The organism is Pseudomonas sp. UMAB-08, from assembly GCF_900095225.1.
Classification (GTDB): Bacteria; Pseudomonadota; Gammaproteobacteria; order Pseudomonadales; family Pseudomonadaceae; genus Aquipseudomonas.
In genome coordinates, this window is sequence record NZ_LT607439.1 from 14,216 (window position 1) to 40,991 (window position 26,776).

At 58.7% G+C, this 26,776-nt stretch carries 23 protein-coding genes; 12 read left to right on the forward strand and 11 right to left on the reverse strand.

Annotated features, from left to right (window positions below; all coding sequences use genetic code 11):
• Positions 1-148 precede the first annotated feature (148 nt).
• The 3 genes from K0F75_RS24545 to K0F75_RS24555 form a co-directional block, all read right to left on the reverse strand.
• Positions 149-1,783 (reverse strand): M60 family metallopeptidase, encoded by a 1,635-nt coding sequence (locus K0F75_RS24545; protein WP_219064556.1) that lies wholly within the window; start codon positions 1,781-1,783, stop codon positions 149-151.
• A 598-nt stretch (positions 1,784-2,381) separates the two neighbouring features.
• Positions 2,382-3,146 (reverse strand): TOBE domain-containing protein, encoded by a 765-nt coding sequence (locus tag K0F75_RS24550; protein WP_219064557.1) that lies wholly within the window; start codon positions 3,144-3,146, stop codon positions 2,382-2,384.
• An 80-nt stretch (positions 3,147-3,226) separates the two neighbouring features.
• Entirely contained in the window at positions 3,227-3,961 is a 735-nt protein-coding gene (locus tag K0F75_RS24555; RefSeq protein ID WP_219064558.1) for a ComF family protein, read from the reverse strand.
• Between the two features lie 102 nt (positions 3,962-4,063).
• On the opposite strand from K0F75_RS24555, the gene bioB reads away from it, so the two are divergent.
• From bioB to K0F75_RS24605, 10 genes are all read left to right on the forward strand, one after another.
• Complete coding sequence (gene bioB, locus K0F75_RS24560; RefSeq protein WP_219064559.1) at positions 4,064-5,122, forward strand: biotin synthase BioB; 1,059 nt, start codon at positions 4,064-4,066, stop codon at positions 5,120-5,122.
• Positions 5,123-5,186: 64 nt separating this feature from the next.
• Positions 5,187-6,377 (forward strand): 8-amino-7-oxononanoate synthase, encoded by a 1,191-nt coding sequence (gene bioF, locus K0F75_RS24565; protein WP_219064560.1) that lies wholly within the window; start codon positions 5,187-5,189, stop codon positions 6,375-6,377.
• Complete coding sequence (locus tag K0F75_RS24570) at positions 6,370-7,116, forward strand: alpha/beta fold hydrolase (protein WP_219064561.1); 747 nt, start codon at positions 6,370-6,372, stop codon at positions 7,114-7,116. The genes bioF and K0F75_RS24570 overlap by 8 nt, the downstream gene beginning before the upstream one ends.
• The gene (bioC, locus tag K0F75_RS24575) at positions 7,109-7,933 is read left to right on the forward strand and encodes a malonyl-ACP O-methyltransferase BioC (protein ID WP_219064562.1); all 825 of its coding nucleotides are present in this window, start codon (positions 7,109-7,111) and stop codon (positions 7,931-7,933) included. Before K0F75_RS24570 ends, bioC begins: the two co-directional genes overlap by 8 nt.
• Before the next feature lie 15 nt (positions 7,934-7,948).
• Positions 7,949-8,629: a dethiobiotin synthase gene (bioD, locus tag K0F75_RS24580; RefSeq protein WP_219064563.1), complete on the forward strand. Its 681-nt coding sequence runs from the start codon at positions 7,949-7,951 to the stop codon at positions 8,627-8,629.
• Between the two features lie 201 nt (positions 8,630-8,830).
• The gene (locus K0F75_RS24585; protein WP_219064564.1) at positions 8,831-9,127 is read left to right on the forward strand and encodes a pyrroloquinoline quinone biosynthesis protein PqqE; all 297 of its coding nucleotides are present in this window, start codon (positions 8,831-8,833) and stop codon (positions 9,125-9,127) included.
• A 322-nt stretch (positions 9,128-9,449) separates the two neighbouring features.
• A complete protein-coding gene (locus K0F75_RS24590; protein WP_219064565.1) occupies positions 9,450-11,255 on the forward strand; it encodes a phenylacyl-CoA dehydrogenase in 1,806 nt (601 codons plus the stop codon).
• A 193-nt stretch (positions 11,256-11,448) separates the two neighbouring features.
• Positions 11,449-12,738: a diguanylate cyclase gene (locus K0F75_RS24595; protein WP_219064566.1), complete on the forward strand. Its 1,290-nt coding sequence runs from the start codon at positions 11,449-11,451 to the stop codon at positions 12,736-12,738.
• Positions 12,739-12,827: 89 nt separating this feature from the next.
• Positions 12,828-14,624: an acyl-CoA dehydrogenase C-terminal domain-containing protein gene (locus K0F75_RS24600; protein WP_219064567.1), complete on the forward strand. Its 1,797-nt coding sequence runs from the start codon at positions 12,828-12,830 to the stop codon at positions 14,622-14,624.
• Positions 14,625-14,772: 148 nt separating this feature from the next.
• On the forward strand, positions 14,773-16,551 hold the full coding sequence (locus K0F75_RS24605; RefSeq protein WP_219064568.1) for an acyl-CoA dehydrogenase C-terminal domain-containing protein: 1,779 nt from the start codon (positions 14,773-14,775) through the stop codon (positions 16,549-16,551).
• Positions 16,552-16,812: 261 nt separating this feature from the next.
• Here K0F75_RS24605 and K0F75_RS24610 read toward each other — a convergent pair whose 3' ends face one another.
• The gene (locus K0F75_RS24610; protein ID WP_219064569.1) at positions 16,813-17,730 is read right to left on the reverse strand and encodes a LysR family transcriptional regulator; all 918 of its coding nucleotides are present in this window, start codon (positions 17,728-17,730) and stop codon (positions 16,813-16,815) included.
• 102 nt (positions 17,731-17,832) lie between these two features.
• On the opposite strand from K0F75_RS24610, the gene K0F75_RS24615 reads away from it, so the two are divergent.
• Together K0F75_RS24615 and K0F75_RS24620 are read left to right on the forward strand one after the other, a co-directional pair.
• Positions 17,833-18,531 (forward strand): MOSC domain-containing protein, encoded by a 699-nt coding sequence (locus K0F75_RS24615; RefSeq protein WP_219064570.1) that lies wholly within the window; start codon positions 17,833-17,835, stop codon positions 18,529-18,531.
• Complete coding sequence (locus K0F75_RS24620; RefSeq protein ID WP_219064571.1) at positions 18,528-19,136, forward strand: aminotransferase class III-fold pyridoxal phosphate-dependent enzyme; 609 nt, start codon at positions 18,528-18,530, stop codon at positions 19,134-19,136. The genes K0F75_RS24615 and K0F75_RS24620 overlap by 4 nt, the downstream gene beginning before the upstream one ends.
• 18 nt (positions 19,137-19,154) lie before the next feature.
• Here K0F75_RS24620 and K0F75_RS24625 read toward each other — a convergent pair whose 3' ends face one another.
• From K0F75_RS24625 to pqqF, 7 genes are all read right to left on the reverse strand, one after another.
• Positions 19,155-20,981: a S9 family peptidase gene (locus K0F75_RS24625; RefSeq protein ID WP_219064572.1), complete on the reverse strand. Its 1,827-nt coding sequence runs from the start codon at positions 20,979-20,981 to the stop codon at positions 19,155-19,157.
• On the reverse strand, positions 20,947-22,119 hold the full coding sequence (gene pqqE / locus K0F75_RS24630) for a pyrroloquinoline quinone biosynthesis protein PqqE (protein WP_374029324.1): 1,173 nt from the start codon (positions 22,117-22,119) through the stop codon (positions 20,947-20,949). The genes K0F75_RS24625 and pqqE overlap by 35 nt, the downstream gene beginning before the upstream one ends.
• Complete coding sequence (gene pqqD, locus K0F75_RS24635; protein ID WP_219064573.1) at positions 22,091-22,366, reverse strand: pyrroloquinoline quinone biosynthesis peptide chaperone PqqD; 276 nt, start codon at positions 22,364-22,366, stop codon at positions 22,091-22,093. Before pqqD ends, pqqE begins: the two co-directional genes overlap by 29 nt.
• Complete coding sequence (gene pqqC / locus K0F75_RS24640) at positions 22,363-23,118, reverse strand: pyrroloquinoline-quinone synthase PqqC (RefSeq protein WP_219064574.1); 756 nt, start codon at positions 23,116-23,118, stop codon at positions 22,363-22,365. The genes pqqD and pqqC overlap by 4 nt, the downstream gene beginning before the upstream one ends.
• An 8-nt stretch (positions 23,119-23,126) precedes the next feature.
• Positions 23,127-24,038 carry a pyrroloquinoline quinone biosynthesis protein PqqB gene (gene pqqB / locus K0F75_RS24645; RefSeq protein ID WP_219064575.1) on the reverse strand — a complete coding sequence of 304 codons (912 nt, stop codon included), beginning with the start codon at positions 24,036-24,038 and terminating at the stop codon, positions 23,127-23,129.
• A 93-nt stretch (positions 24,039-24,131) separates the two neighbouring features.
• On the reverse strand, positions 24,132-24,203 hold the full coding sequence (gene pqqA / locus K0F75_RS24650) for a pyrroloquinoline quinone precursor peptide PqqA (RefSeq protein ID WP_008365141.1): 72 nt from the start codon (positions 24,201-24,203) through the stop codon (positions 24,132-24,134).
• 155 nt (positions 24,204-24,358) lie between these two features.
• A complete protein-coding gene (gene pqqF / locus K0F75_RS24655) occupies positions 24,359-26,764 on the reverse strand; it encodes a pyrroloquinoline quinone biosynthesis protein PqqF (RefSeq protein ID WP_219064576.1) in 2,406 nt (801 codons plus the stop codon).
• Positions 26,765-26,776 lie beyond the last annotated feature (12 nt).

Consider the following 26,776-nt stretch of genomic DNA (forward strand, 5'->3'; position numbering starts at 1 on the left):
TACGAAGTCTATGCAAGGGTGAACGTTGTACTTATGTATTAAAATCAGGCCTTGAATTCAGCGGTTTTTTCAACGTGCCGCTCGGTGACGGCAAGTTGATCGGAGCTTCCCTTTGGGTGTTTTTTTTGTGTCGTTATCCTGGAACGTCTCACGTGTAGGGAATTTGATTCGTCAGGCCTTCCGGAGGACTAGGGAGATTCAAAGCATGTAATGCGTTCCAGGTTTGATCGTTAGTTTTGATGACACCCCACTCAGCAAAAAAAACCGCCAAGTTGGCATTCGCGACTCTGGACAGGGAGGCAGTGAAGTTAATGAGGTCATTGTTCGGAGATGGATTTTCCCGGACATAACGATCCCAGCGAGGGAGGTAGTTCTCGCCAAATCCTTTCCTAAGCTGTTCGAAGATGGCTTGTGTATCAGGAGATTCCATATAGTTTTTTTCTGCGGCCGGCTTGGAGAGCCAAGCTCTTAATGGTGGCCACCTTTTGGGGAACTCATCAGCGTAATTATTCTCGTGCACACGACCAACGGCTAAGGCGTAGATATTGACCGAGTTTTCAGCGAACACAGTATTGCTATTAGCCCGGTTTTGAAAATGATGGCCGTACTCATGCAGTGTCACCCAGAGCTTATGGGCGAGGCCACCTAATAGCGCGTTCATGTATTCGCTATTTACGTCTTTAGAATGGGGTAGTCCGATATAGCCAGTGCTTGCGTGGGGGTAAAAGCTCGAAGTAGACTCTACCGCGTGAATCCACATGTTGCTTCGGGTATGCAGCTCCGTAGAACCATCTAGGCCAGCGGCTTGTGCTTCGATTCTCAAAACTTCTTCATGAGACCTGACAATTTCCCCTACGTCTGCATGTGCAAAAATTTCATAGGTGTCAGCATAGGCGGATATAACGACCCGATCCCCGACGAGTTGGACTTCTGACAACCTATCACTTTTTTCGAGCATCCGACGAAAGTCAAGTGGGGGCGTTTGCATAAGTACGTAGTATGGGATCGGTCTAATTTTAGAATCGAGAATTACGCGGCATCCACTATTGCCGTTATTGCGAATATGGATTACCCCTCCCAAAGGGTCTATAGGCAGTATATTTTCCCCAATTTTCAACCGGGTTTCGCGCATATTTTCGGTCTGCGATGTGCGATCCGATTTTTTCGCAATCCCCTGAATACCGACGAGAGCCCAGACCTCCTCATCATTGCCATCCAGCCAAATAGAAGCGGTTTCGCCAGCGGGTAGCATGTACCCGGTGGGTTGATAGTCTGCCCACTGGATCCACCATTGATAGTATGTTTGGTCTGCTGCCTTGGTTTTTGTGGGGAGGATCCAAATCGAACGGGGATGTACGAAGTAATCGGTTGCTACGACGGGGTATGAAGTAGTATCGGAGTTTGTCACGCGTACCTTGATGGAGTCCCCGGTTAGCAGGTAATCGGCAGGTACGTTAGGGTTGGAAAAAGTACCGTCAGACTTTACTTCGGCAATTCCTTTCCAGGTTCCCATCGAAAATGCTTCAACATTTCCCATTTTTGCTGAAGTACTGCCTCTGACTTCAATAATGCTATTGTCCATCCTCAACGAGAGACTCTCGATTACGGGAGCCGCTGCGATGGATTGATTTGAGACGGAATCAATTCTGACGTCAGCAACGATGTTCAAGGGTTGGCGGTCGTCGCTTATAGGCTCCACTTGTGTACCGCATTGCCAATCGGAATGCCCAATATCCATTAGCAACTTGGTGGGCTGCTGAGAAGTTTTCTTTTGATCGTTCATGTGTGCGCTCCTATCAAATATAGCGGGCTTGATTTCAACACTCAACGAAATTAGCATGAGTTGATTTTCACGAAATGCATGCAGCGAACGCTCCTCGAAAGTATTGACGCACAAGTAAACGAGTGGCTCGGCCTCATACAAAAATGAATTATTAAAGTCGCGACCAAGACTGTCCTGGTTAGCCACTTTTTTTCGGATGAAAAAGACAGCTTGTGATCTTTAATTTCGCCGATCACGTCGAGCTCTGCGAGAAAGAAAGCTCCTTTATTTCAGCAGTCATGTTGATACTTCCAGAAGTAATAACGTGCAGTTAGCAAGCCATGAGCGCACCCATTCAAATCGATGCATGGGCTTTTTATAACGTATCGCACAAAAAATTTGGAATTTTTTAAATACTGAAAGCTGTCGGAAATGCACGATTTATTTCTCGGCGTTCCTGTGTTCTAGATTGGCTGGGAATAACATGAGTGTCTACTGTCATAAATAACAGGTTGTTATTCTATTTTTGAATGTATGTCCAAACATGTAGTCATGAGCAATGCTCAATACACGCTGATGCACATTGCGTCACGGTCAGCCCTGCCACCTCAACCCCTGACTACAAAGGTGTGCCCAGCAACACGTAGGAGGGTGCGAATTGCACCTGTACCGGACTTCCGGTTTGCAGTTGCAACGCCAATAGCTGCGCGGGTTCTGCCTGAGCACAAAGTGTCTGGCCGCTGGCCAGGGTAATGCGTACTTCGCTGGGGCTGTCTTTTGCGTCGAGAATGGCCTCTATCTGACCGCGCAGGCAATTGTGCCCTGATGTGACGGGCTGTCCGTCACCCAGCAGCTCCAGCCAGCCGGCCTTGATCAGCGCCACTACGTCAGTGCCGATTTCCAGCTCCAGACGGAGGCTGCTGTCATGGGTGATTTGTGCTTCGATGAACAAGCCGCCAGCCAGTTGCAAGCGCACCCGGTCGTTGTGGCCCTGGCGGGTGATGGTTTGGATGCGACCGTGCAGTTGATTGCGGGCGCTGGTGCGCAGCATCAAACGGCTCAGCAAATCCAGATCAGCGGTTTCCTCAGTCGCTTCCAGCACCTGAGTCTGCAACGCCTGCAAGCGCTGATAAAGCCTCAGCACGCGCTGGCCTTCCGCCGACAACTGCGCGCCTCCACCGCCACGCCCGCCGACGTTGCGCACAACCAAGGGCTCTTTCGCCAGGTTGTTCAGCTCGTCAATGGCATCCCACGCGGCCTTGTAACTCATGCCTGCGCTTTTCGCAGCACGCGTGATCGAACCTTGTTCGGCGATGTGCAGCAGCAGGGCAATACGCTGCGGGCGGCGGACCATGTGCTGTGTCAGGAGGAGGGGTAGGGACATGGTGGCGGACTTTAGTGTGAGGTTTGGAGTGTAAGGCAATTCATGGCGTCGTCCCACGCGCGTGCATGAGGTATGCCCACTCAATCCTCAGGCTTGGGCGTACGCGCCAGGCAATAGACATCGACCCTGCACGCACCGGCATCCATCAATAGCCGGGCAAGCGCATGGGCAGTAGCGCCGGTGGTCAGTACGTCATCGACCACCGCGAAATGACGGCCCTTTATCTGAGCATCGTCAGCCAATGCAAACGCCTTGCGCAGATTTTGTTTGCGGGCTTTGGCGTCGAGTCCTTGCTGAGTCGGCGTTTCCAGCACCCGAAGCAACAGGCGCTCGTCCGTCGGAATGTTTACGTGCGTGCCGAGCCAGCGGGCCAGCATGGCAGCCTGATTGTAGCCACGCTGGCGCAGGCGCTTGCGGGCCAATGGCACTGGCAGCAGGCAATCCGGGCGTGGCAGGCCTTCAGCGAAGCGATAGTGCAGCGATTGCCCAAGCAATTCAGCGAGCAAGCGCCCCATGGGCCATTTGCCCTGATGCTTGAACCGTGTGACCAGACTGTCGATAGGGAAGTCGTAACGCCAGGGCACCACCACTTCACTGAAGGCTGGCGGGTGTCTCAGGCATTGGCCGCAGGTCAGGCCAGCCATTGGCATGGGCAGGGCGCAGCGCTCGCATTGATCGCCGAGCCAGGGTAAATCGGTTTCACAGCCGGTGCAGATGGGAAAAGTTGCGTCCGTGGTTTCGTCGCACAGCAAACACGATTGTTTACTTTTTAACCAGATGTAAACCTGAAGCGTGCTCGGTGGTTGACAGCGCATGGCTCTTCCTTAAATATGCCGAACATCCGTGTTGCGCCTGTGGGCTTTCGGTTTTGACCCGCCGCACAGGCAATAGCCAAAGAACAAACGAGGAGCCGCCCAATGAGCGCCAGCATCACCGCCACTCTGCGTCACGACTGGACTTTAGCCGAGGTCAAAGCGCTGTTCGTACAGCCTTTCAATGACCTGTTGTTTCAGGCGCAGACCGTGCACCGCGCTCATTTCGATGCCAACCGCGTGCAGGTATCGACCCTGCTCTCGATCAAGACGGGCGCCTGCCCGGAAGATTGCAAATACTGTCCGCAGTCCGGCCACTACAACACCGGGCTGGAAAAAGAAAAATTGATGGAAGTGCAGAAAGTCCTGGAAGAGGCCGCACGCGCCAAAGCCATCGGCTCGACGCGCTTCTGCATGGGCGCGGCCTGGAAGCATCCATCGGCTAAAGACATGCCGTATGTGCTGGAGATGGTCAAAGGCGTGAAAGCCATGGGCCTGGAAACCTGCATGACTCTGGGGCGTCTCGACCAGGATCAAACCCAAGCGCTGGCCACCGCAGGTCTGGATTACTACAACCACAACCTGGACACCTCGCCGGAGTTCTACGGCAGCATCATCACCACCCGTACCTACGGCGAGCGTCTGGAGACGCTGGCCTATGTGCGTGAGTCCGGGATGAAAATCTGCTCCGGTGGCATTCTCGGCATGGGCGAGACCCTGGACGACCGTGCCGGGCTGCTGATTCAGCTGGCTAACCTGCCTGAGCATCCAGAATCGGTGCCCATCAACATGCTGGTCAAAGTCGCTGGCACGCCGTTGGAAAACGCCGATGACATCGACCCGTTCGATTTCATCCGGATGCTGGCCGTGGCGCGCATTCTCATGCCGCAATCCCACGTGCGCCTGTCCGCTGGCCGCGAAGCGATGAACGAGCAGATGCAGGCCCTGGCCTTCTTCGCGGGGGCCAACTCGATTTTCTACGGCGACAAATTGCTGACCACCGCCAACCCTCAGGCGGACAAGGACATGCAGCTGTTCTCGCGTCTGGGCATCCTTCCTGAAGCGCGCGAAGGGCACGCGGACGAAGTGCATCAGGCAGCCATCGAGCAAGCGCTGGTCGAGCAAAAGAGCAGCGAGCTGTTCTACGACGCCGCGTCGGTCTGATCAACGTCGCCGAGCCGGTTTGACTGGCTCGGCCTGACTCTCCTCATTAAACGTCGGAGCCTGCATGTCTTTCGATCTCCGCACGCGTCTGGCTGCTCGTCGCGCTGAACAGCTGTATCGCCATCGCCCCTTGTTACAGAGCCCACAAGGCCCAGAAGTGGTGGTCGACGGTCAGCCATTGTTGGCCTTTTGCAGCAACGATTATCTGGGCCTGGCCAATCACCCTGAAGTGGTCGCCGCCTGGCGAGCAGGTGCTGAACGCTGGGGCGTGGGCGGTGGTGCTTCGCATTTGGTGATTGGCCACAGCAGCCCGCACCATGAACTCGAAGAAGCCCTTGCCGACCTGACCGGTCGTCCTCGTGCCTTGCTGTTTTCCAACGGCTACATGGCCAACCTGGGTGCCGTGACAGCGCTGGTCGGGCAGGGCGATACGGTGTTGGAAGATCGCCTTAATCACGCCTCCCTGCTCGATGCCGGTTTACTCAGCGGTGCGCGATTCTCACGTTACCTGCACAACGACGCGAGCAGCCTTGCCGCACGCCTGGAGAAAGCCAGCGGTAATACGCTGGTGGTCACCGATGGCGTGTTCAGCATGGACGGCGACCTGGCCGACCTGCCAGCGCTGGCGCAAGCGGCGAAGGCCAAAGGCGCCTGGTTGATGGTGGACGACGCCCATGGTTTTGGCCCGTTGGGCGCTACCGGGGCGGGGATCGTCGAACACTTCGGCTTGAGCCTGGAGGACGTGCCGGTGTTGGTCGGTACGCTCGGCAAAGCGTTCGGTACGGCCGGGGCATTTGTCGCGGGCAGTGACGATTTGATCGAAACCCTGATCCAGTTCGCCCGGCCCTATATTTACACCACCAGCCAACCGCCTGCGCTGGCCTGCGCCACGCTGAAAAGCCTTGAGCTGTTGCGCACCGAACATTGGCGTCGGGAGCATCTGGCGCGTTTGATTCAGCAGTTCCGTAGCGGTGCCGAGCAGATCGGCCTGCAACTGATGGACAGCTTCACCCCGATCCAGCCGATCCTGATTGGCGACAGTGGCCGCGCCTTGCGCCTGTCGCAGATGCTGCGTGAGCGCGGCCTGCTGGTGACCGCGATTCGCCCGCCTACCGTGCCCGCCGGCAGTGCGCGTTTGCGCGTGACCTTGTCCGCCGCTCACAGCCAGGCACAAGTGCAGCTATTGTTAAGTGCATTGGCGCAGTGTTACCCGCTGCTCGACACATGCGAATCGGTGGAAGCAGGCCATGCGTGATCGTCTTGTTTTGCTATCGGGCTGGGGTCTCGGGATCTCGCCGCTGGAACCGTTGGCGGCTGCTTTACGCGGCCTGGACGAACATTTGCGGGTTGAAGTAGAGCCGTTGCCCGAGTTCGACGTGTCGGCTTTCGGAAACATCGAGCTGAGTGAGCTGCTCGATGAGCTGGACGCCACGTTGCCGGATAACGCCTGGCTCGGCGGCTGGTCGCTCGGTGGCATGCTGGCAGCGGAACTGGCTGCGCGCCGCGGCGATCGTTGCTGTGGCTTACTGACGTTTGCCAGTAACACCTGTTTTGTGTCGCGTGACGCCTGGCCCAGCGCGATGCCGCCGGAGGACTTCGATGCGTTTCTCGCGGGGTGCGGCACTGATCCCTTGGGCACGCTCAAGCGCTTCAGCCTGTTGTGCGTGAAAGGTGCGGAAGACCCGCGCGGTCTGGCGCGTCTGCTGTATGCCGGTGCGCCCCATACCCCGGCTGACGTGCTGCTCAATGGCTTGAAGTTGCTGGGGCAGCTCGATACCCGGCTTGCCTTGCAGGCCTATCGCGGCCCGCAGTTGCACCTGTTCGCGGGCCTTGATGCGCTGGTACCGGCAGAGGCTGCCAGTGATGTGCTGACACTGCTGCCTGATGTCGAGGTGGGTCTGATCGAACAGGCCAGTCATGCGTTCATCCTGGAAAATCCCCACGGAGTGGCGGCGGCAATTCACGCCTTTTTGCATGAGTCGGGTGATGACTGATTTATCCTCTTTCAAACAACCAAACACCACACAGCCAGGTGCCTTGCCCGACAAGCGCCAGGTTGCCGCGTCCTTTTCCCGTGCAGCGGCCAGCTACGACAGCGTCGCCGAATTGCAGCGCGCCGTGGGCAGTGAACTGCTCGCACGCTTGCCGGAACAGCTGAGCCCGTCGCGTTGGCTGGACCTGGGCAGCGGCACCGGCTATTTCAGTCGCGCGCTGGCTGAACATTTCACCCGGAGCGAAGGCGTCGCCCTGGATATCGCCGAAGGCATGCTGCGTCATGCGCGTCCATCGGGCGGGGCGCAGCACTTTGTCGCCGGTGATGCCGAGCGCCTGCCGTTGGTGGATCAAAGCTGTGGGCTGATTTTTTCCAGCCTTGCGGTGCAGTGGTGCGCGGACTTCGCTGCGGTACTCAGCGAAGCACGGCGTGTGCTGCAACCGGGTGGCGTGCTGGCGTTTGCCAGTCTGTGTGTTGGCACCCTGTATGAGCTGCGCGAAAGCTGGCAGGCGGTGGACGGGCTGGTGCACGTTAACCACTTCCGCCCGTTCGACGACTATCAACAGCTGTGCGCGGCCAGCGGCTTGCGAGTGCGAAGCCTCGAAGTGCAGCCCCATGTCCTGCATTACCCGGACGTGCGCAGCCTGACTCATGAGCTGAAAGCCCTCGGCGCGCACAACCTCAACCCTGGCCGACCCGGTGGTTTGACCGGACGCGCGCGCCTACTGGGATTGATCGATGCGTATGAGCATTTTCGCCAGAGCGAAGGGCTGCCGGCCACTTACCAAGTGGTCTACGCGGTGTTGGAAAAACCTTGAACAGAAGGTACTGAGATGAGCCGTTCGTACTTCATCGCGGGCACCGATACGGACATCGGTAAAACCACCATTGCCGCCGGGCTGCTGTATGCCGCCCGCCAATCAGGCTTGAGCACGGTAGCAGGCAAACCCGTAGCGTCGGGTTGCATTGTCAGCCCCGAGGGGCTGCGCAACGCCGATGCACTGGCACTGCTGGCGGAGTGCTCAGTGGCGCTGACGTATGAAGAGGTGAACCCGGTGGCGTTCGAGCCGGCCATCGCTCCCCATTTGGCTGCGCGTGAAGCGGGCGTGGCATTGACCGTGCAATCGCTGCTGGAACCCATGCGCTACCTATTGGGCAAAGGTGCAGACTTCACCCTGATCGAAGGGGCAGGGGGCTGGCGCGTGCCGCTCGCCGACCAGAGCAATCTGTCTGATCTCGCAAAGGCCTTACAATTGCCCGTGATTTTGGTAGTCGGGGTGCGTCTGGGTTGCATCAACCACGCACTGTTGACCGCCGAAGCCGTCGCCCGGGACGGCCTGCAACTGGCGGGCTGGGTCGCCAACATTATCGATGGCAAGACGGCTCGCCTGGAAGAAAACCTCGCCACCCTGGCCGAACGCTTGCCTGCACCGTGCCTGGGACGCGTGCCCCGGCTGAAAAAACCGACGGCTGAAGCGGTGGCGGAATTTCTTCATCTGGAGTTGCTGGATTAAGCCGCGACCTGAGGGGGCTCACGCCGCCTGTCGCAGCCGTCGGCAGCTCCTGCAATTGACCGGGTTTGCTGCACGACAGCGCGGTGTCAAAAGTGCTTTGACTATCGCGAGGCCAATTGCCATTAGTCTTTTTGTCGGGCCTTTTAGGTTTCAGTCTGCTTCAATGACCGCTGTTCGCTTTATGAACTGAGGGACCGTCATATGGAAATCTCCGGAAACACTGCTTTTTACTCTGGCCTGAGCAGCATTCAGGCGGGGCAGGCGCGTGTCGATCAAGCGGCCAGCCAGATCGCCCAGAACGGGGTCGAAACCTCCGCGAATAACCAGTCGTCCAACTACCAGGCTGACCGCCTGCATTCGGTTGATCGCAGTCGACAAACTGACTTGGCCACCAGTGCAGTGGAGCTGTCCATGGGTAAGATCCAGGCAGAACTCGGGGTCAAGGTTGCCAAGGCTTCCGATGAAGTGCTTGGCACGCTGATTGATACCCACGCTTGAATTCAGCCCTTTCGGTGCGCGCTCGCGCACCGCGATACACCCCCTGCCTCTTTTACGCCCAACTAAACTTTCTTTTTCGAGACTGCTCGGCATCGTTGTCCTGCGCGTGCTCGTCTGCGGCTGTGGGCCTTTGCGCGCGGGATGTGTAGCCCATCGGCGATGAATGGCTCGCTCACTGCGCTTGACAAGGTTTGGTCGTAAACGTATGTTTCAAACAACTGTTTGACCGCTAGGCAACTTGAGATTGTCAGGTGGTTGGGGAAATCCCCACAGCGACCGATCGGTCATTCATTCCAGGATTCATCAGCAGAGGTTTATCGCTATGCCTGACTACAAGGCCCCCTTGCGTGATATTCGCTTCGTTCGTGACGAACTGCTCGGTTATGAAGCGCATTATCAAAGCCTGCCGGCTTGCCAGGACGCTACTCCAGACATGGTTGACGCCATTCTTGAGGAAGGCGCCAAGTTTTGTGAGCAGGTGTTGGCCCCGTTGAATCGTGTCGGCGACACCGAAGGGTGTACCTGGAGCGAGTCCGGCGTGAAAACCCCATCGGGCTTCAAGCAGGCTTACCAGCAATTCGTGGAAGGCGGCTGGCCAAGCCTGGCCCATGACGTTGAACACGGCGGCCAAGGCCTGCCTGAGTCGCTGGGTCTGGCAGTCAGTGAAATGGTTGGCGAAGCCAACTGGTCGTGGGGCATGTACCCGGGCCTGTCTCATGGCGCGATGAACACCATTTCCGAGCACGGCACCGAAGAACAGCAGCAGGCTTACCTGACCAAGCTGGTTTCCGGCGAGTGGACCGGCACCATGTGCCTGACCGAATCGCACTGCGGTACTGATTTGGGCATGTTGCGCACCAAAGCCGAACCGCAGGCTGACGGTTCCTACAAAGTTACGGGCACCAAAATCTTCATTTCTGCTGGTGAACACGACATGGCCGACAACATCGTCCATATCGTGCTGGCACGTCTGCCGGATGCACCGGCTGGCACCAAAGGCATCTCGCTGTTCATCGTGCCGAAGTTTCTGCCAAACGCTGACGGCAGCATCGGCGCTCGCAACGCCGTGAACTGTGGTTCCCTCGAACACAAAATGGGCATCCACGGTAACGCGACCTGCGTGATGAACTTCGACGCGGCCACCGGTTTCCTGATCGGCCAGGCGAACAAAGGCCTGAACTGCATGTTCACCTTTATGAACACCGCGCGTTTGGGCACTGCGTTGCAAGGTCTGGCTCACGCCGAGATCGGCTTTCAGGGCGGCCTGAAATATGCGCGTGATCGCCTGCAAATGCGTTCCTTGACTGGCCCGAAAGCGCCGGAAAAAGCCGCTGACCCAATCATCGTGCACCCTGATGTACGTCGCATGCTGTTGACCATGAAAGCCTTCGCCGAAGGCAACCGTGCGATGGTGTACTTCACTGCCAAACTGGTCGACATCGTCAAGTACGGCCAGGACGCTGAGCAGAAGAAACAAGCAGACGCCCTGTTGGCGTTCATGACCCCGATTGCCAAGGCCTTCATGACCGAAGTGGGCTTCGAGTCCGCTAACCATGGCGTGCAGATCTATGGCGGCCACGGCTTCATCGCCGAGTGGGGCATGGAGCAGAACGTTCGCGACAGCCGTATTTCCATGCTGTACGAAGGCACCACCGGTATTCAGGCGCTGGACCTGCTCGGCCGTAAAGTGTTGATGACTCAAGGCGAAGCGCTCAAGGGCTTCACCAAGATCGTCCACAAGTTCTGCCAGACCAACGAAGGCAACGAAGCGGTCAAAGAGTTCGTCGAGCCGTTGGCTGCGCTGAACAAAGAGTGGGGCGAACTGACCATGAAGGTCGGTATGGCGGCCATGAAAGATCGCGAAGAAGTCGGTGCTGCGTCGGTGGATTACCTGATGTATTCCGGTTACGCATGCCTGGCTTACTTCTGGGCTGACATGGCGCGTCTGGCGGCGGAAAAACTCGCAGCCGGCACCAGTGAAGAAGCGTTCTACACGGCCAAGTTGCAAACAGCACGTTTCTACTTCCAGCGCATCTTGCCGCGTACCCGTACACACGTTGTGACCATGCTGTCGGGTGCAAACAACCTGATGGACATGAAAGAAGAAAACTTCGCCCTGGGTTACTAAACCCTCGCGCAGTCTCTCAAAAGCCGCTTCTCCTCCGGGGGAAGCGGCTTTTTTACGTTCAGATTTCCCCCGCATGGCCGCTAACAAGGGCTTGACCATGTTTTTGAGCCATTTGAGTGCTTAACGCAGGCAGTACAGGCACAATGCCAGCTGTCGATATTTCTGTTGTCACGCCGGGTAGGAGTCATCCCCCTTGCCGCGTTTTTCTCCCGTACGGTTCAGCCATTTCCTGCCATCGTTGCTGTTGCTGGTTGCGGGGCTTGCTGCTGCGTACGTGAAGGACCTCAACGTCTTCTTCACTTCGCTGTTCAACGTGCTGCCAACCCTGGTTCTGTTGTTGGGTGGTGCGTACTGCGGGGTCTATCGGCGGCAGCGCGAGCTGTTTCTGATGATCACGGTCTACATCGCTTACTACCTGCTCGACACCCAGACCGATTATTACCGAGACAATGGCAAGGTGCGTGAAGACGCGGCCGTAGTCTTTCACCTGTGCTGCCTGTTGCTGCCGCTGCTGTTCGGTGTGTTCGCCGCATGGGAGGAACGCACCCATTTGTTCCGCGATCTGGTGGCCCGCTTCGCCGTGTTGTTCGCGGTTGGCAGTGTCGCCCTGGCGTTGGAGCAAAGTTATCCACAGGCGCTGCTGAACTGGCTGGCAGTGATCCGCTGGCCGGCCCTGCATGGCAACTGGATGAGCCTGATTCAGTTGGCGTACCCGGTGTTTTTCGCATGCTTCGTCTTGTTGACGGTGCAATACCTGCGCAAGCCGCGTCCGTTGCATGCCGCTCAGATAGTGGGTTTGGTGGGGCTGTTCTGGGCGCTGCCGAAAACATTCATCCTGCCGTTCACCCTGAACGTCATGTGCAGCCAGGTGATGCTGATGATTGCTGCGGCCGTTGCGCATGAGGCTTATCAAATGGCCTTCCGCGATGAGCTCACCGGGCTGCCGGGTCGTCGTGCGCTCAATGAGCGCATGCAGCGCCTGGGGCGTAATTATGTGCTGGCGATGACCGACGTCGATCACTTCAAGAAATTCAACGACACCCATGGGCACGACGTCGGCGATCAGGTGCTGCGTCTGGTGGCCAGCAAGCTGTCGAAAGTCACTGGCGGCGGTCGCGCCTATCGCTATGGCGGTGAAGAGTTTGCCGTGGTGTTTGCTGGCAAGACGCTGGAAGAATGCCTGCCTCATCTGGAGGCGATCCGCGAAGCCATCGGCACGTACGACATCCATCTACGCAATCAGGATCGCCCACAAGACGATCAACAGGGTCGTCAACGCAGAAGCGGCGCCCAGGCGAACAGCGTTTCGGTGACCGTCAGCATCGGTGTCGCCGAACGGCAAGTGGACCACCGCACTGCTGAGGAAGTCCTCAAATCTGCCGACCAAGCGCTCTACAGTGCCAAAGGTGCGGGGCGTAATTGCGTGATGTCCCACAGCCAGAACCGCCGCGGCGCGGTGCGGATGGCCGGCGCTGCCGGTTGAGTGATGGCGGCGTATTCAGCGTCTCTAGTGTGATTGTCCGGGTCAGGTCTGCGCAGTAGGTTGAAGCATCTGCTGCCGGAGAAATAACCATGCCTGACTATAAAGCTCCCCTGCGCGACATGCGCTTTCTGATCGACCACGTTTTCGACTTCCCAGCTCATTACGCAAAGCTGGGGGCTGACGACGCGAGCCCGGATATGGTCAGCGCGATCCTTGAAGAAGGGGCCAAGTTCTGCGAACAGGTGCTGTCGCCGCTGAACCGGTCTGGCGATGAAGAAGGCTGTCATTTCGATCAGGGCGTGGTCACCACACCCAAGGGCTTCAAGGAAGCGTTTGCCCACTACGTCGAGGGCGGCTGGCACGGCCTGGCAGCGGATCCGGCTTATGGCGGGCAGGGCTTGCCGTTGTCTTTGGGTTTGGTCATCAGCGAAATGATCGGGTCGAGCAATACGTCGTGGGGGATGTACCCCGGCCTGACCCACGGCGCGATGTCGGCGATCCATACCCATGGCACCGAAGCGCAGAAACAGATCTACCTGAGCAAGCTCACAGAAGGTCAATGGACCGGGACTATGTGCCTGACTGAAGCCCATTGCGGCACCGACCTGGGCATCATCAAAACCCGGGCCGTACCGCAAGCGGATGGCAGCTACGCCGTGTCCGGCAGCAAGATTTTTATCTCCGCTGGCGAACACGACATGAGCCAGAATATCGTGCACCTGGTACTGGCAAAACTGCCGGATGCACCGGCGGGCACCAAGGGCATCTCGCTGTTCATCGTGCCCAAGTTTTTGCCGGACGCCGCAGGCGACGCGGGCCAGCGCAACGGCGTGTCGTGTGGTTCGATCGAGCACAAGATGGGGATCAAGGCATCGGCCACCTGCGTGCTCAACTTCGACAGCGCCACCGGCTACCTGATCGGCGAGGCCAACAAGGGCCTCAACTGCATGTTCACCATGATGAACCATGCACGCTTGGGCACGGGGATGCAGGGCTTGTGCCTGGGCGAAGCCAGCTTCCAGGGCGCGATAAAATACGCCAATGAGCGTTTGCAGATGCGTGCGCTGACCGGCCCCAAAGCGCCGGATAAGGTCGCTGACCCGATCATCGCCCACCCTGATGTACGCCGCATGTTGCTGACCATGAAAGCCTTCAACGAAGGCAATCGCGCCCTGACGTACATGACTGCACAGTTGCTCGATACCGCACACATGAGCAGCGATGCGAGTCAGCGCGAGGAGGCGGAAAACCTGTTGGCGTTCCTCACGCCGATCTGCAAAGCGTTCATGACCGAGACCGGCCTGGAAGTGACCAACCATGGCATGCAGGTCTTCGGCGGCCACGGTTATATTCGTGAGTGGGGAATGGAACAGTTGGTGCGCGACTGTCGGATTGCACCCATTTATGAAGGCACCAACGGCATTCAAGCCCTCGATTTACTCGGTCGCAAAGTATTGGGCAGCCAAGGCAAATTGCTGCGCGGCTTCACCAAAATCGTCCACAAGTTTTGCGAAGCCAATGCCGGGCATCCGCAGCTCAAGGGCTTCGTCGCGCAGTTGAGTGCATTGAATAAGCAGTGGGGCGAACTGACCACCCACATCGGCATGGCGGCTATGAAAAACCCGGACGAAGTGGGGGCAGCTGCGCTGGATTACCTGATGTACAGCGGCTATATCATTCTTGGGTATCTGTGGTTGCGCATGGCACTGATGGCTCAGGCTCAGTTGGATGACGGCAGCGGCGAGGCGGATTATTGCCAGGCCAAGCTGGCGACCTGCGCGTTCTACTTCAAACGTTTGTTGCCGCGCACCGGTGCCCATCAAGTTGCCATCGAGGCGGGCAGTGATTGCCTGATGCAGTTGCCCGCGCAGATGTTCGCCCTGTAATCCTTGGTCGGTCGTGAGCGCCGCATCGTTCCAACGAGCATGACCAAAAATTACAAATCGGTCATGCTTTGACCCTATGTGTCGCAAATGGTGTTCGGTTACACTTGATGTCTCTGTTACACCGGCTCAATTTTTTACGAGGTTTGCCATGGCTGACTACAAAGCGCCCCTGCGTGATATGCGCTTCGTCCTTAATGAAGTTTTCGAGGTGGCCACGCTTTGGGCTCAGCTGCCGGCGTTGGCCGAAACAGTGGACGCCGACACGGTAGAAGCCATTCTCGAAGAGGCGGGCAAAGTCACCAGCAAAAGCATCGCGCCGCTCAGTCGTAGCGGTGATGAAGAGGGCTGCCACTGGCATGATGGCGTCGTGACCACTCCGGCCGGATTCACCGAGGCTTATCAGACGTACGCTGACGGTGGTTGGGTCGGTGTGGGTGGTGACCCTGCGTTCGGCGGCATGGGCATGCCCAAAGTGGTGTCGGCTCAGGTCGAAGAAATGATCAACTCCTCAAGCCTGGCGTTCGGTTTGTATCCGATGCTGACATCAGGTGCGTGTGTCTCGATCAACACCCATGCCAGCGAAGCGCTCAAGGCCACTTATCTGCCGAACATGTACGCTGGCGTCTGGGCCGGTTCCATGTGCCTGACCGAGTCCCACGCCGGTACCGATCTGGGGATTATTCGCACCAAAGCTGATCCTCAGGCCGACGGCTCCTACAAAATCAGCGGCACCAAGATATTCATCACGGGCGGCGAGCACGACCTGACTGAAAACATCATCCATTTGGTCCTGGCGAAGCTGCCAGATGCGCCAGCAGGCCCGAAAGGCATTTCGCTGTTCCTGGTGCCCAAGTTCATGGTCAATGCCGACGGCAGTCTGGGTGAGCGTAACCCGGTCAACTGTGGCTCCATCGAACATAAAATGGGTATCCAGGCGTCCGCTACCTGCGTGATGAACTTCGATGAAGCGGTCGGGTACCTCGTCGGTGAGCCCAACAAAGGCCTGGCGGCAATGTTCACCATGATGAACTACGAGCGTCTGGGCGTCGGCATCCAGGGCCTGGCCTCTGGCGAGCGTTCGTACCAGAACGCTATCGAATATGCCCGCGACCGCCTGCAAAGCCGCTCGCCGACCGGTGCTAAAGCCAAGGACAAAATCGCCGATCCGATCATTGTTCACCCCGATGTGCGCCGCATGCTGTTGACCATGAAAGCCTCCAACGAAGGCGGTCGTGCGTTCTCCACTTACGTGGCCATGCAGCTGGATATCGCCAAGTTCAGCGAAGACGCTGCAGCGCGCAAACGTGCCGACGATCTGGTGGCGTTGCTGACGCCAGTGGCAAAAGCTTTCCTGACCGATCTCGGGCTGGAAACCACTGTGCACGGTCAGCAAGTGTTCGGCGGTCACGGCTTCATTCGTGAGTGGGGTCAGGAACAACTGGTCCGTGACGTGCGAATCACCCAGATCTACGAGGGCACTAACGGTATCCAGGCGCTGGACCTGGTCGGGCGCAAAATCGTTGGCAACGGCGGTGCGTACTACACGCTCTTCGCTGACGAAATTCGGCAGTTCACCGCTGGCGCTGGCAGCGAGCTGGCCGAATTCACCAAACCGTTGAACGCTGCACTCGATACCCTCGACGAACTGACGCATTGGGTACTGGAGCAATCCAAAGACAACCCCAACGAAATCGGCGCCGCGTCGGTCGAGTACCTGCACGCTTTCGGCTACACCGCCTATGCCTACATGTGGGCCTTGATGGCCAAGGCTGCGTTCGGTAAAGAAACCCAGGAAGACTTCTACGCCAGCAAACTGGGAACTGCGCGTTTCTACTTTGCTCGTCTGCTGCCGCGTATTCAGTCCTTGAGTGCGTCGGTCAAGGCTGGCAGTGAAACGCTGTTCCTGCTGGATGCTTCGCAGTTCTGATTTCGGGTCGGACAGGTCTGACGCAATGTAAGCATTTGCTTACATGACGTGCTGCTGTTTGCCCCTATCGTTTGTATGGATCCAAAGCTAATCTACTTCACATGGACGTAGCGCAGGAAGCGCATAAAACACAACACGGACACGTAAGGATTCCTGCCAGGATGGCGGGGCGAAAAGGATGTCAGGGAAACAGTCTGCAAAGCCCCGCTTCGGCGGGGTTTTCTTTTTGTGCGCGATTTAGCGTCACACGCCTGCTGGATATCAGCTCAGCTCATCCAGCGGCACCGGCAGGCCCGGACGTCCATTGACCACTTCCTCCATCAATGAACGCAGCAGTTCCAGCGTTGGCTGTTGACGTTGCGCGTCGCGGTAAACCAATCCAACCTTGAGCGGCACCCGCGGCTCTGTCAGCGGTTTCCAAAGCAGGGCCGGGTTTCCCTGAGTCCTCTGCACGCGCCCTGGTAATACCGTCGCCAACGTGGTATTGAGCAGGCTGTCGAGTATGCCTGACATGCTATTGAGCTCCGCCTGCACATGCGGCCTGCGTCCCAGGTTAGCCAGTTGTGCCTGCCAGATTTGCCGCACCTGATATTCCTCGCCCAGTAGCAACATCGGCAGTTCCGCCGCCTGACTTAGCGACACCTTCTTGAACTCGCGCAGCGGGTGGTTGGCGGGGATGACCAACTGTAACTCGTCTTCATAGAGCAGCAAGCTGTGCAAGCCCGGTTGGTGCGCAGGCAGAAAGCTGATGCCGATGTCCAGCGCCCCATTGAGCAGGCGCCGTTCGATCTCCAGCCCGGACAGCTCATAGATGTGTACCACCAAATGCGGTTGCGCCTTGCGTACGCGCTCGAGTAACTGTGGCACCAGGCCCAGCACGGTTTGCAGTACGCCAATCGCCAAGGTATGGGCCGACTGCCCTTTGAAGTTGCGCAGTGCATCGCGGGCGCGTTGCATGCCGTCGAGCAAAGGCAGGGCGTGGTTGTACAGTGTGTGTGCGGCCAGGGTCGGCACCAGACGCTTGCTGCTGCGCTCGAACAGGCTGACATCGAGGGTGTGTTCAAGCTGACGAATCTGCTGCGAAAGCGCCGGTTGCGACAGCGAAAGTCGCTCCGCGGCACGTCCGACGTGGCCTTCTTCATATACAGCGACAAAATACCGCAGCTGCCGAAAATCCATAAGTAAATCTTATCGAAAATGCTGGGAAATCGAAATGGCTGTGAGCCCCTAGGAAGCCTAGTCTACGCCCATTCCACGAGGCTTACAGGGCCAGAAATTTCGATGAATAGCGTGTATGTCGAAGGCGTTTACATAGGGAAAGCAAAAAACCTTGGTCATGGATTGGTCATTGATATCGATAAACAGCGGCTCGAACGTCGAACTTGGCTCTGGCCACAAGGCCTGGGATGTGATGAGCATGGCGATCCGCGCTTTCACACCGGGCCCGAACGCGCCCTGCATCACTATCCCGCCGAACACTATGCCTACTGGCGTACGCTTTACCCGCACATCGACTGGAGCGCCCCGGCGTTTGGTGAAAACCTCTCCACCCTTGGCTTGACCGAAGAGCACGCCTGTCTGGGTGACATGTTCCGCTGGGGCACGGCGCTACTGCAGATCAGTCAGCCGCGCTCGCCGTGTTATCGCTTGAGCCAGCGCTGGGGTCTGCAAGACATGCCACAACAGGCGCAAGACAGTGGTCGCTGTGGCTGGTTTTACCGGGTGCTCAAGCCCGGGTTCGTCAGCGCGAGCGATCCTTTCGAGCTGGTTCAGCGCAGCTACCCCGGCTTGACCGTCGCTTGGGCCTTGCGCAGTTTCTACACGGAGCCGCTGGAGCGTGCGGGTCTGAAAAAACTGGTGGATTGCCCCGCACTCGCTTCGCGCTGGCGTGATGTTGCGCTCAAGCGCTTGCGCACCGGGCAGGTCGAAGACTGGACTGATCGCCTGCTGGGGCTTCCGCTGGAGGGGTTGCGGGCATGAACGTGTTCAAACTGTTGTTTAGCCGTCTGGAACAGACTGACGCGGGTATCGAGCTGGAACCGGAAAGCGCTGATGCGTATGCGGGACTCAGTCTGGGTGAGCGCTTGCGCTGCAGTACGGCCAGCGATCAGGTGCACATCGTCGATACTGCCGCCGAGGCCCGCGAGGTGGCAATCAGGCTGACAAGCACCTGGGGTCAGGAGCATCGCCGTGGTGCCTTCGGGATCATTTCGTCGGGCAGCAGCAGACCGAATGCGATCAACGTTCCGTTCAATGACCTGGCGGCGCTGCATGCCGCTGTCGACGCGCAGACGGTTGCGATCATTCTTGAGCCGATTCGTGGCAGCCACGAAAGCCTGGCCGCGACCCGTGTGTACTTTCAGGGTGTCGCCCAGCTGTGTCGCGAGTTGAAGATCCTGTTGATTCTCGATGAAACCCTGACGGGCATGGGCCGTCGCGAAACGCTGCAGTGCGAAGCGTGTTGCGGGATCCGCGCCGACATTATCGTCCTGGGCGGCGCGGTGGAAGGCAACAGGCCGGTGGCCGCGGTATTGGCCCGCTCGACAGCTTCAAGTCACGAGCGCTGGGATGTTGTTGCGGCTTGAGGGGGCCTACACCGTGTCTCACCTGTCGATGACATCGCGATAAAACCGCCACTCTTCTTCCAGCGCATGGGCCTGGTTCGCCGCTTTGCGAAAACCGTGGCGCTCGTCGAGATAGAAGTGGGCTTCGGCGCGGATATTATTGTCCAGCAGGGCCTTAAGCATGTCGCGGGTCTGCGCGGGCACCACCACCGTGTCCAGTTCGCCCTGAAAGAAGATCACCGGCACGCTGATCTCGCTGGCGTGCAATAGCGGGGTGCGGGCCTGGTAGCGCTCGATATCTTTCTCGGGATCGCCGATCAGCCAATCCAGATAATCAGCCTCGAATTTGTGCGTCACACGGCCCAGTGCAATCGGATCGCTGACGCCATATAAACTTGCCCCTGCGCGAAATACCCGACGGAATGCCAACGCACACAGGGTGGTGTAACCGCCTGCACTGCCGCCTCGAATGAAGGCCTGATCAGGGTTGATCATCGACCGTTCGGCGAGGTGTGCGACCACGGCACAGGCGTCTTCGACGTCTGCGTCGCCCCAGTTCAAATGCAGGCTTTGCCGATAGGCGCGACCATAGCCGGTGCTGCCACGGTAGTTGAGGTCGGCGACGGCAAATCCACGTTGGCTCCAGTATTGGATACGCGGATCAAGGACCGGATAACAGGCCGACGTCGGGCCGCCATGAATGAACACCACCAAGGGTGGTTTTTGCTCACCGGTCATGGCCGGGTAGAAAAAGCCATGGGCCTCGCCGGTGCCGCTTGGGTAGCGCAGCGCTTGAGGGAGGCTGATGCGCTCGGCGGGCAGCGGCGCAACACCACCGGCCAGCACCTGCACGCGATGTTCCTTGCGCTGGATGACCAGAACGGCCGAAGGGCTGATCGCCGAGGCCGCGATGCAGTAGATAAACTGCTCATCTACGGCCAGGCTGCGGAAGCGGCTGTAATCGCCAGTGAAATCCTCCAGCGTGCCGTCGGCATGACATAGACCCAGTCGGCCAAAACCCTCTTCGGACCAGCTCGCCAGATAATCGCCGTTATCCAGCGGCAACCACGTGCTGCCGCCCAATTGCCACGGCGCGGGGGAGTGATCAGCCTTGGCAGCAGGAAGCGCCGCGAGGCCGGTGGGCGTCTCGCCCCACGGCTGCCAGAATCCATCGCGATCAGTCAGGCAAAACAGGCGGTCCTGGGCATCGAAGCGCGGTTGTTGCAGAGACTCCTCGGTGACATCCCCGGCCACACAGCGTGCCGTTCCCCAATGGCCATCGGGCAGGCGTTCGACGCACATCAACCGGGTCGAGGTCCATGGCTGATGCGGGCGTTGCCACTCGATCCAGGCCAGGCGCTTACCGTTCGGGCTAAGGGTCGGTGCAGCATAGAAATCCGCACCTTCAGCCAGCAGATGGCGTTCACCGTCCGTGACATCAAGGGCGACCAAACGATGGGTGTTGTGATCCTCTTCGACCGTCAGAACCTGGCCATTGGCGAAGCGCAAATCACCGTAGCGTTTGCCGCCGTGGCTGAGTCGCTCGGGCACGCTGGTATCGAACCGCTGGCGATATATTTGCTGGTCAGCCTCATTGACGAACAGCACGGCGTCGTCGCTCAAGCAGAACGACCCGCCGCCATATTCGTAGACCCGACTGCGCACGCTGAAACCGTCTGGCGTCAGGCAGTGCGTCTGGCCCTGATGCCAGCGCCAGACGCGACAGGCCGCATCTTCAGGTCGGTATTCGTTCCAGAACAGGCCGGCCGGGCTGACCGCCAGTTCTGCGAAATCAACGCCCGCCGCCACCGCCTGCGCGGCACTTAAAAGCTCAGGACTTGATGATGAGGCGTGAGTTGCGTTCATTGCGGAAAGCCAGCTGCTCAATGGTCTGAGTAGCATACTCGGCTTCTTCACGGGCCTGAATAATCATCCCGTGATGCTCCGATTTACTGCAGACCGGGTCGGCATTGCTGGCATCACCCGTCAGCATAAAGGCCTGGCAACGGCATCCACCGAAGTCCTTTTCCTTCTCGTCGCAAGAACGGCAAGGCTCGGGCATCCAGTCATAACCACGGAAACGATTGAAGCCAAACGAGTCGTACCAGATGTGCTGCATGCTGTGATCGCGCACATTGGGAAACTGCACCGGCATCTGCCGCGCGCCATGGCACGGCAGTGCGGTGCCGTCCGGGGTCACGGTGAGGAAGATGCTGCCCCAGCCATTCATGCAGGCTTTTGGGCGCTCTTCGTAGTAGTCCGGGGTGACGAAAATCAGTTTGCACGGGTGATTTTCTGCGGCCAGTTTGGCCCGGTATTCGTTGGTGACGCGTTCGGCACGCACCAGTTGCTCACGGGTCGGCAACAGGCCAACACGGTTGAGCTGGGCCCAGCCATAAAACTGGCAGGTGGCAAGCTCGACGAAGTCCGCTTCGAGTGCGATGCACAGCTCGATGATGCGGTCGATCTTGTCGATGTTGTGCCGGTGGGTGACAAAATTCAGCACCATTGGATAGCCGTGGGCTTTCACCGCGCGGGCCATCTCCAGCTTCTGCGCGAAGGCTTTTTTCGAGCCGGCCAGCAGGTTGTTCACTTGCTCGTCACTGGCCTGGAAGCTGATCTGGATATGGTCCAGCCCGGCTTTTTTGAAGTCAGCGATTTTCTGTTCGGTCAGGCCTATGCCGGAGGTGATCAGGTTGGTGTAGAAACCCAGCCGACGCGCCTCGGCAATCAGTTCTGCCAGGTCCTGACGCACCAGCGGTTCTCCACCGGAAAAACCGATCTGCGCCGCGCCCATCTCCCGTGCTTCACGGAACACCTTGAACCACTCTTCGGTGGTCAACTCTTGCCCTTGCGCGGCGAAATCCAGCGGGTTGGAGCAGTACGGGCATTGCAACGGGCAGCGATACGTCAGCTCGGCCAGTAGCCACAAAGGCAAACCGGTTTCAGGCTTGGGCGGCAGTTGCTGCGTCAACTCAGATGAGTTCGATCCAGTGTTCAGCACGAGCGACCTCCATAAACTGCTCGACGTCGGCGCCGAGTTCGGGAAAGCCTGGGAACTGTTGGCCCAGCATCTCGATAATCACCGCGACGCTGCGTTCGCCATCGATCAGGCCACCGATGGCGCTGGCGCTTTCATTGAGTTTGATCATGCCTTCCGGGTACAGCAGCACATGACCTTTTTGCGCAGGCTCATACTGGAAGCGATAGCCCTGGCGCCAGCGTGGCGTCAGGTGTTGATCGAAGCTCATAGGGCTATCCCCTTGTGCCAGACGCGCTGGTCGGTGACGCTGTGGTAGGGCGGGCGGTTCAGCTCATAGGCCATGCTCATGGCATCAAGCATGCTCCACAGTATGTCGAGTTTGAACTGCAAAATTTCCAGCATGCGCTGCTGGCCTTCGAACGTGGTGTAGTGCTGCAAGGTGATCGCCATCCCATGCTCCACGTCACGTCGGGCTTGACCCAGACGGGTACGGAAATACTCGTAACCGGTGGGGTCGATCCACGGATAGTGCTGCGGCCAGCTGTCCAGGCGCGACTGGTGGATCTGCGGCGCGAACAGTTCGGTCAGCGAGCTGCTGGCGGCTTCCTGCCAATTGGCACGGCGGGCGAAGTTGACGTAGGCATCGACGGCAAAGCGCACGCCGGGCAGGACCAACTCCTGCGAGCGCAACTGATCCGGGTCCAGCCCCACCGCCTGACCCAGACGCAGCCAGGCTTCGATGCCACCGTCTTCACCCGGCGCCCCGTCGTGATCTAGCAAGCGCTGAATCCACTCGCGACGCACTTCGCGGTTCGGGCAGTTGGCCAGAATCGCGGCATCCTTGAGCGGGATGTTCACCTGGTAATAGAAGCGGTTGGCGACCCAGCCCTGAATCTGTTCACGGGTCGCACGGCCTTCGTACATCGCCACGTGGAACGGGTGATGGATGTGGTAATACGCACCTTTGGCGCGCAGGGCCTGTTCGAATTCAGCGGGGGACAGTGCAGTGGCGTCGCTCATGTAGGCTCCTAAAGCTCGATACTCATGCCGTCGTAGGCAACTTCGACATTACGCCGGGCCAGCTCGGCGCGCTCTGGGGAGTCTTCGTCGAGGATCGGGTTGGTGTTGTTGATGTGGATAAGCACTTTGCGCTGGTCCGGCAGTTGTTCCAGCACTTCGAGCATGCCGCCAGGGCCGTTCTGTGACAGGTGGCCCATCTCGCGACCGGTGCGGGTGCCGACGCCACGGCGCTGCATTTCGTCGTCTTCCCACATGGTTCCGTCCACCAACAGGCAGTCGGCGGCACGCATTTTCTGTATCAATGTTTCATCGACTTTGCCCAGGCCTGGCGCATAGAACAGCTTGCCACCGGTGTTCAGGTCTTCAACGATCAGGCCGATGTTGTCGCCCGGGTGCGGGTCGAAGCGGTGTGGCGAATAGGGAGGTGCGGCACTGCGCAACGGGAACGGGGTGAAACGCAGGTTCGGGCAGGCGGGGATGACAAAGCTGCCTTCAAGCTCAATTCGGTTCCAGTTCAGGCCGCCGTTCCAGTGGGTCAGCATGGGGAACAGCGGGAAGCCGGTGCTCAGGTCCTCATGAACCATGTCGGTACACCAGACCTGATGCGGGCAGCCTTCGCGCAGGCTGAGCAGGCCAGTGGTGTGGTCGATCTGGCTGTCCATCAACACGATGGCGTTGATGCCGGTGTCACGCAGGGCGCGGCCCGGTTGCATGGGCGCGAAGCCCTGGAGTTGTGCGCGGATGTCGGGCGAGGCGTTGCACAACACCCAATGCACGCCGTCGTCCGACAGGGCGATGGAGGATTGAGTGCGAGCCACAGCCCGCAGGCTACCGTCGCGAAAGCCCGCGCAGTTGGTGCAGTTGCAGTTCCACTGAGGGAAACCACCCCCCGCGGCGGATCCTAGAATCTGGATGTACATATCAGCTCCACCACGAGAGGTTCGAAATTTGGTTTTCAATGACGCTATAAATAAAAACGCCCCGGCGAGCCGAGGCGTTGGACAGCGTCGACATCAACGGCTTGCGAAGTACATGGTGACTTCAAAGCCGATCCGCAGATCAGTGTAAGCAGGTTTAGTCCACATAAAAGACTCCTTTAGAGTAGGTACAGCGGGGATAACTACATCTTTAGTCCACCTTCGCAGGGAGACGTTCAGATACTTAGGTAGCTATGTTACTAAACTCCTGTCCTTGTATACGCCGCCATTTTCAACAAAGCCAATTGCAGAATTGAGGACAGTTACCCGACCGCTTGCCAGGGAAGGCCCGGGCTCAAGCGGTTAGCCAGGCATAGCCAGCCGCCAGTCGCATTCAGCAGCCGATCAGCGGCGCTCAGTAATTGTTGCTGATTGATGCATAAAAGAGCCGTTTGCAGATGGCGCGGATACTGTTCGTCATGCCCGGCAAGGTGCGCCTGCCAGAGCCATTCGCTGGCTTGCAGGAGGTCCATGGCGGCTATCTCGAACTGCGCGGCCAATGCTTGCTGCTGTAGCGGCAGATTCGCTTCGCAGATCAACGTCGGCAAGCGGCTGATGAAGTCTTGCAGATGGTTGACGATGTCCTCTGCCGTGGCGCTGGGCGATTGCACGCCCAACAGCCATCCTGCTTGCCCGGCTACCTGCCGAAAACCGCTGAACACGGCATAGCCCAGTTGCAGTTCGACCCGCAGGCGTTGATAGAAGGGCGCTTGCCCCAGGTGCGCCAATACGCGGCAGGCGGCTTCGTCAAACAGGCTTTGGCTCGGCGCGGGGCAGAACAGTAGCACTGCATTTTCAGATGATTCCGACAGCTCTGTGTGCCAGTGTTTACCCGGCCGAGAGGGCAGTGCTTTCAAGGGTTGGTCATCGAGCGTGCCGGGCATCAGCTTCAGCTCGGCATTCAGCGCGGCGCGGTCATCGTCTGTCAGGCCGACAGCAAAACCCATCCACTGCGCAGTTGACCACAGGGCCGGTAAATCGTCGGTGTGAACGCACACAACAGGGCCTTGGCAGGCATCCGGCAAGCGCTTGAGCAACTGTCGGATCGGAATCAGGGCGGGCTCGGTGCTGGCTTGACCATATCGTGCCAAGGTGTTGCTGTCGGGCGCCGTCAGCAAGCGCAAGGCGTGACGGAGGATGGCCGGCATCGGTGCAGACAGGCCGCTCAGCTTGAGTTGCCAAAAATGGCCGTACGCACTGAATCCAAGGCTGACACCCGCTTGTTGCGCGGTATCACTGAGGGTTTTCAGGCTGTCGTTGAGCATCTGCCACAGGGCGGGATGCGCCGCGTCCAGCCGCCAGCGCAGGAAAATCGCCCCTTCGCCGGAGTCGCAGGGCAGGGCGTCGCTGAAGTGCATGGACGCCGCCGCTGGTACGTTCATGACCGGCGGCGTGGCAGGGCGCAGGAAGGGATTGGGTTCAGGTAAGCGCCACGCAATCTGTTCTGTGCTCAAGTTATCCACAGCCGCGTCGGCCAGCGGATGTAACACCCGCGAGGGCTGCAATTGTGCGAGCAGGGCGTTGAGGGGCCGCAGCAAATCCGCAGGCTCAAGGCGCTTACTAAAATGCCGTGCCAGATCGAGGGCGCTGCCCACCGCCAAGCGACGTTGTTGCAGCAGCGCGTATTCTTCACGCAGGGTCGACCAGTCGCCCTGGGCCTTGAAGAACGCCAGCCAGTCAAAGAACAACGCGGTGATCTGCCTGCGCTGTTCAATGCCGTCGGCACTCAAGGCGCACTCGATATTGAGCAACAGTTGCTGATCGAACTGATACAACGGTGCGGCGCTGAGCGATTCGATCAAGCCGCGTTCACGCAGTTCGAACAGCAGCCCGCCAGGGTGTGCAGCGGTCAGCCAGGTACAGAAAAAATTCACCGCTTCGGCGCTGGGCTCCGGTAAGTCTTCGCACGCAAAAACCAGATGCAGCCGACGCGGATCAGCGATGGGCTGCGGGCGGGGCGCTCCGTTCATCAACGGCGCAGACCTGGACTGTTCAGTCTTTTCCCCTGCGGCGATGCAGCTGCCATACGCCGTGGCCAGGGCCTGCAACTCGGCCAGCGGTTGCGGACCGGTCAAGCTCAAGGTCATCTGCCCGGCCTGATAGAAACGCTGATAAAAGTCGTGCAGTGCCTGCTGAAAAGCTTGGCGCGGGACCGGCAGGCTGTAGCGATTACCGGCATGAAACGCGCGCAGTGGGTGTTGCGCAGAAAGGGGTTGGATCAAGTCTGTTTGATAACGCGCTTCGGCATCCCGCGACCATGCGATGAACTCGGCATGCAGCACTTCACGCTCGCGCAGTTGATCGGCCGGGGTCATGCGCGGATGAGCGAGCATTTCACACAAGCGCTCCAGCCCTTGAGCGAACACGGGCTGCGGTAGCTCGAAGAAGAAGTCTGTGGTGCGCTCTCGGGTACTGGCATTGACCTGTCCACCATGACGCTGGACGAAGGCCATCAGATTCTCTTCGGTTGGAAACTGTTCGGTACCGAGAAAAAACAAATGCTCAAGAAAGTGCGCCAGGCCTGGCCACATCGGGGGCACGTCATGACTGCCGGCCGCCACTCGCAAGGCTGCCGCGCAGCGCTTCAGGCGCGGGGCGTGACACAGCACAACCCGCAACCCGTTGGGCAAGGTGAGGTGTTCGACAGAGTGGGCGTTCAGCGCGGGCATGCCATCTTCCGG